The following is a 5,229-nucleotide window of genomic DNA, read 5'->3' as shown; positions in this document are numbered from 1 at the left end:
CGATGTCCTGCAGCATGGCTTTGCGGCGGTCGCCGAAACCAGGTGCTTTGACAGCTGCGATTTTCAGGCCGCCGCGCAGTTTGTTCACAACCAGAGTTGCGAGCGCTTCGCCTTCAACATCTTCCGCGATGATCAGCAGAGGCTTTTGCGACTGGATCACCGACTCGAGCAGCGGAACCATCGGCTGCAGCGACGACAGTTTCTTTTCGTGCAGCAAGATCATGCAGTCTTCGAGCTCGGCGGTCATTTTGTCCGCGTTGGTCACGAAGTAGGGCGACAGGTAGCCACGGTCGAACTGCATACCTTCGACAACATCGGTCTCTGTTTCCAGACCCTTGTTCTCTTCAACAGTGATGACGCCTTCGTTGCCAACCTTCTGCATCGCGTCCGCGATCTGCTGGCCGATTTCAGCTTCGCCGTTGGCGGAGATGGTGCCGACCTGAGCCACTTCGGCACTGTCGCTGACTTCACGCGACGCGGCTTTGATGGCTTCGACGACTTTGGCTGTTGCTGTGTCAATGCCGCGCTTGAGGTCCATCGGGTTCATGCCAGCGGCAACCGATTTCATGCCCTCTTTAACGATGGCTTGCGCCAGCACGGTTGCGGTTGTTGTACCGTCACCCGCTTCGTCGTTGGTGCGCTGGGCCACTTCTTTGACCATTTGCGCGCCCATGTTTTCGAACTTGTCTTCCAGTTCGATTTCCTTGGCAACCGATACACCGTCCTTGGTGATGCGGGGTGCGCCGAAGGATTTGTCCAGCACCACGTTGCGGCCTTTGGGGCCCAGGGTGACTTTGACGGCGTCAGCCAGAATGTTCACGCCGGTCAGCATGCGCCCGCGGGCATCTGTGTCGAATTTGACGTCCTTAGCCATATTCAATTCTCCTGTGAGAGTTTCGTCCAGAGATCAGAGAAGCGGGGCCGCTTACTCGATGATCCCCATGATGTCGGATTCTTTCATCATCAGCAGCTCTTCGCCGTCGATGGTGACTTCGGTGCCGGACCATTTGCCGAACAGCACCTTGTCGCCGGCTTTCACACCCATCTCGATCAGCTCACCGCTGTCCTTACGGGCACCGGGGCCTGCGGAGACGATTTCGCCTTCGCTGGGCTTTTCCTTTGCGCTGTCGGGGATGATCAGCCCACCAGCGGTTTTCTCTTCGCTTTCCGTGCGGCGTACAAGCACGCGGTCATGAAGCGGTTTCAATGCCATCTTTGCAGCTCCTTGAGGCTCAAAGTTACTCCCTTGGCCCCCGATCGAGGGCCGTTAGCACTCAATACATTTGAGTGATAACGTTGCGTACGTAAGGAAGCCTCGGGCATGAGTCAACCAGTGCCGCCGCCATAATTTTGCAAAGGTTTTTTGACACATCCTTGGCAATGCGGCGGAGCTGACTTAGCGTTCGGCGCGGGCAGGCAAAAAGGAAATGCAGGATGGTTCGACAGCTTTTGTTGGCTCTATCACTTATTGTGCCGTTGGCGGCGCACGCTGCGTGCACCGGCAATGATCTGCGCCCCACGCTGGATGATGCCGCGCGGGATGAGATTTCTGCGATTTCAACCAGCCTGCCGTTTTCCGAGGGAAACCATTGGCGTGCAGTTCGGGACGACCAAGTGATCAACCTTGTCGGCACCATGCATATCTTCGATGAGCGTATGGAACCCATTGTGGATCGGTTGGGGCCGGTGGTTGAAACCGCCGACCTGTTGATGGTCGAGATCACGGCCAAGGAAGAAGCTGCACTGCTGAATGCCATCGCAACCGACCCATCCATCGCGTTTCTGTCAGATGGCCCAAGCCTGATCGACCTTGTTTCACCCGAAACCTGGACTGTGTTGTCCGAGGCGGCGCAGGCTCGTGGCGTTCCACCCTTCATGGCCGCGAAGTACCAGCCATGGTTCCTATCCCTTACTCTGGGCATTGCCCCCTGCGCCATGGCTGATCTGCATGCAGGAAAGGTTGGATTGGACAAGATGGTCATGGCCCGGGCCACTGCTGCGGACGTTCCAATAGTCGAATTGGAAACCCATCAGGATTTGATCGCCCTGCTTGGATCAGAGCCGATCGAGGAACAGGTGCGGTTTCTGCCGATGATCGCACAGATGGAACAATTCATCGTGGATTCGACCGCAACAACGGTCGAAAGCTATTTCGATGAGAAGCATGGCGAACTTCTTGCATTCTCGCGCGTTTTTTCGCGGGGTCAGGTCGATCTTCCGGAAGGTGAATTTGACGTTCTGTTCGACGACATGATGGAGGAGCTGCTCGTCCAACGGAATCTGGCCTGGATGGACCGGATCGACGCGCGCGCAGAGGCGAATATCGTCATCGCCGTGGGGGCTGCGCATTTGTCGGGTGAGTCTGGCTTGTTGCAGCAATTGTCAGATCGTGGGTTTAGGCTGGAGCGCCTCCCCTTTTGACCAGCAATCCGGCCTCAATGCGTCATAAACCTTCGGCATATGCGGTTTGATTTCGGTCGAAAGTCCAATTCAGAACAGCGCGATGCCGCCGCAAATCATCTTCAGCCGCACGACATGCGGCACGTATACACATATTGGAGATGACCATGACCACCCTGATAAAACCCGCCCTTCTGGCCGCCCTGATCGTGCCCGGCATTGCAATTGCCGGTGTTGATATCGGCCAGACCCTTGGAACATCAGAGGCCGATGTTCGGAAAGCTCTGATCGACATGGGCTATGTCGTGCAGGAAATCGAGATCGAGGACGGCGAAATTGAAGCCGAAGTCATGCTTGATGACGTCGGCTATGAAATCGAGGTGTCCATGGATACTGGCCTTGTGACCGAAATCGAACTTGAAGATGACGAGGATGACGACGACAGCTAAGATCACCCCACTTTGAAGACGCTGCCCGGGACAGATCGACCCGGGCAGAACCTTATGGATGCGACCATGCCAACACGCCACACAACCTTGTGGACCCTCTTTTTGCTGCAAGCCTTATGCTGCGCTTATTTCCTCTTCGACATCACGTTTGATCTGCTCTTGCCTGGCTTGAACAATCCTGTGGTCGAAAGTGATGTGATTGAAGCGTTGGTGACAATTGCGCTGTTTTTCGGACTCGCCTTTTCGGCGTCGGAACTGCGGCGCATGATGCGGCGCGAAGACCAGATAACGGATCAGTTGAAGATCGCCTCGGGTGCTTTTTCCGACTTGCTTGAAACGCGGTTCGAGGAATGGAAGTTGACCGAGGCAGAACGCGCAGTTGCCATTTTGGCGCTGAAGGGGTTTTCCGTATCGGAGATGGCAAAGCTGCGCGACACTGCTCAGGGCACGGTAAAGGCGCAATGCGCAGCGCTCTATCGAAAGGCGGATGTGTCCGGGCGGCTGCAGCTTCTCAGCTTGTTTCTGGATGATCTGATGGCGGACACGCTGGTTCCCGCCAACGCGTGACATGTTCAGCAATCAGCCCCATCACATTCCCAGTACATCCCCGGACCGATCTACCGCCTCTGCGCCCTTCGGGGTCAGACCGTACACACCCTTTTCGACCTTTTCGAACCAGCCGTAGTGATCATCCCGCATCATCGTCGTGGCCCGTGGCACACCCGTTTCGCGCGCAACGTCCGCGCCCTTGCTGGCGCCGACCTCATACAGGAACAGTGCCAGCTTCAGCGCGTCCTGACGGTAAGCGGTGATTAGCCCTACCCGGGTCTGGCCCCCATCGTTCGGATCGCCCTGCCGGGCGGCAAATTCCTTGAGCAACCGCCCCTGCCGCTTAGCGTTCTTGCGCGGCGCATAGGGGCCGGGATCGCAATGGACCTGTACCAGTCCGTCTGACAGACGCACGGTGAGAAGGCCAAGGCCAAGGCGGCGGCACAGGCGCGTCATGTCCTTTGTCGCCTTGAGAAAGCGTTTTCCCTTGCCACGCTCAACGGCCATGTAGACATCATCGCTGACCCCAAGCCGGGCGATGCATTGGTGCACAAGTGCAAGCGAGAAGCCCAGCTTCAACTCGACGATGACCGGTGGTTCTCCGCCCCGGACGGCAACGACATCGGCCGCCCCAACCTCGGACTTCACCACGTATCCCTGCCCTTCGAGGAAGGTTTTGACGGGTGGGTAGAGGTCTGTTTCGCGGGTTGTCACGTGTGTTTCCAGGCAGTTGGCCCGTGCGAGGAAACCCCACGCACGGGACCGTTGGCAAGCCCTATCGCCCGCCGGTGCGGCCGGGGAAGCGCGGTGGACGCCCGCCACGCACCTGCGTCTGTAGGATGTGGCCAGGGCGTCGGTTGATGCTGGGCCGCTGCGCAACTGGCTTGCGGGGTTGCGATGTGGTGCGGGTGTCGCCCGGCTTGCGGGCTTTTTTCTTGGATATGGGCATGGGGTGCCCCTTCTGTCTGAGTTGGATGGGACTGCACTTGCGTACAGAACGATCCCCGCAGATGCGGGTCAGGCAGGCTTGTCCATTGGAAAACGCTCCTCTGAAAAGATGCGCATGTCATGCGCGGAACAGGTGGGCAGTCAGGCCAGCTTGTTCATTTTCAGAGCACTCCTTGGTTTGTGTTCGAACAACATACAACGGATCGTCAGGCGCGACAATTGCACTCTGACCGGCCCCCGTGACACGCAGGCCAACCTTGCTATAAGGGCGCCAAATTCTCTTCTCCCAAAGGAATCCACACTATGACAACGCTCGTTTTTGGCCATAAGTCGCCTGATACGGACTCCACCGGTTCACCCATCATCTGGGCGTGGTATCTGAATGAGATCAAGGGCGTGCAGGCCGAACCTGTGCTCCTGGGCGAGCCCAACACCGAGGCTGCCTTTGTTCTGAAAAAGTGGGACCTGCCCAAGCCGCGCATCATCGACGGTGTGGATGCCGACCAACCGGTTGTCATCGTAGACACCAACAACCCTGCCGAGCTGCCCGATGCCATCAACGATGCCGACATCACGGCCATCATTGATCACCACAAGTTGGTAGGCGGTTTGGAAACAAAGGGCCCAATCGATATCCGCATTGAGCCGTTGGCCTGCACCGCGACCATCATGTGGAAGATGATTGGCAAGGACATGGCGCAGATGCCAACAGGCGTGAAAGGCGCGATGTTGTCGTGCATCCTGTCGGACACGCTGGAATTCCGCTCGCCCACAACGACGCAGGAAGACAAGGCGATTGCCCATGATCTGGCGAAGGATCTGGATGTTGATCTGACCGCCTATGCGTCCGAGATGTTCGAGGCGAAATCAGACGTGTCGGCCT

The 5,229-nt window shown here is 57.5% G+C and carries 7 protein-coding genes; 4 read left to right on the top strand and 3 right to left on the bottom strand.

Features of this window, described 5'->3' with window-relative positions:
• Together groEL and AC6RA8_RS20880 are read right to left on the bottom strand one after the other, a co-directional pair.
• On the bottom strand, window positions 1–874 hold an 874-nt coding region (groEL, locus tag AC6RA8_RS20885; RefSeq protein WP_500355541.1), incomplete at its 3' end, for a chaperonin GroEL.
• Window positions 875–925: 51 nt separating this feature from the next.
• Window positions 926–1,213 carry a co-chaperone GroES gene (locus AC6RA8_RS20880; RefSeq protein WP_147109029.1) on the bottom strand — a complete coding sequence of 96 codons (288 nt, stop codon included), beginning with the start codon at window positions 1,211–1,213 and terminating at the stop codon, window positions 926–928.
• A 221-nt stretch (window positions 1,214–1,434) separates the two neighbouring features.
• Here AC6RA8_RS20880 and AC6RA8_RS20875 point away from each other — a divergent pair, with 221 nt between their 5' ends.
• The 3 genes from AC6RA8_RS20875 to AC6RA8_RS20865 all read left to right on the top strand — a co-directional run bounded on the left by AC6RA8_RS20875 (window position 1,435) and on the right by AC6RA8_RS20865 (window position 3,416).
• Window positions 1,435–2,421 (top strand): TraB/GumN family protein, encoded by a 987-nt coding sequence (locus tag AC6RA8_RS20875; protein WP_500355538.1) that lies wholly within the window; start codon window positions 1,435–1,437, stop codon window positions 2,419–2,421.
• A gap of 146 nt (window positions 2,422–2,567) precedes the next feature.
• The gene (locus tag AC6RA8_RS20870; RefSeq protein WP_500355536.1) at window positions 2,568–2,849 is read left to right on the top strand and encodes a PepSY domain-containing protein; all 282 of its coding nucleotides are present in this window, start codon (window positions 2,568–2,570) and stop codon (window positions 2,847–2,849) included.
• 66 nt (window positions 2,850–2,915) lie between these two features.
• Window positions 2,916–3,416, top strand: coding sequence for a helix-turn-helix transcriptional regulator (locus AC6RA8_RS20865; RefSeq protein ID WP_500355534.1), 501 nt, complete (start codon window positions 2,916–2,918; stop codon window positions 3,414–3,416).
• A gap of 21 nt (window positions 3,417–3,437) precedes the next feature.
• On the opposite strand, the gene AC6RA8_RS20860 is transcribed toward AC6RA8_RS20865, so the two are convergent.
• Entirely contained in the window at window positions 3,438–4,112 is a 675-nt protein-coding gene (locus AC6RA8_RS20860) for a DUF2161 domain-containing phosphodiesterase (protein WP_500355532.1), read from the bottom strand.
• Window positions 4,113–4,649: 537 nt separating this feature from the next.
• Here AC6RA8_RS20860 and AC6RA8_RS20855 point away from each other — a divergent pair.
• Window positions 4,650–5,229 (top strand): DHH family phosphoesterase (locus AC6RA8_RS20855; RefSeq protein WP_500355530.1); only part of this gene is annotated, 580 nt, incomplete at its 3' end.

Source organism: Tateyamaria sp. (assembly GCF_059783535.1).
The sequence above is the reverse complement of the archived record's forward strand: the minus strand, read 5'-3'. Positions and strand labels throughout refer to the sequence as shown.

Bases quoted from the DNA above. Each gene is read 5' to 3' on its own strand.
- AC6RA8_RS20880 (WP_147109029.1), bottom strand. From the start codon at position 1,213: ATGGCATTGAAACCGCTTCATGACCGCGTGCTTGTACGCCGCACGGAA.
- AC6RA8_RS20875 (WP_500355538.1), top strand. From the start codon at position 1,435: ATGGTTCGACAGCTTTTGTTGGCTCTATCACTTATTGTGCCGTTGGCG.
- AC6RA8_RS20870 (WP_500355536.1), top strand. From the start codon at position 2,568: ATGACCACCCTGATAAAACCCGCCCTTCTGGCCGCCCTGATCGTGCCC.
- AC6RA8_RS20865 (WP_500355534.1), top strand. From the start codon at position 2,916: ATGCCAACACGCCACACAACCTTGTGGACCCTCTTTTTGCTGCAAGCC.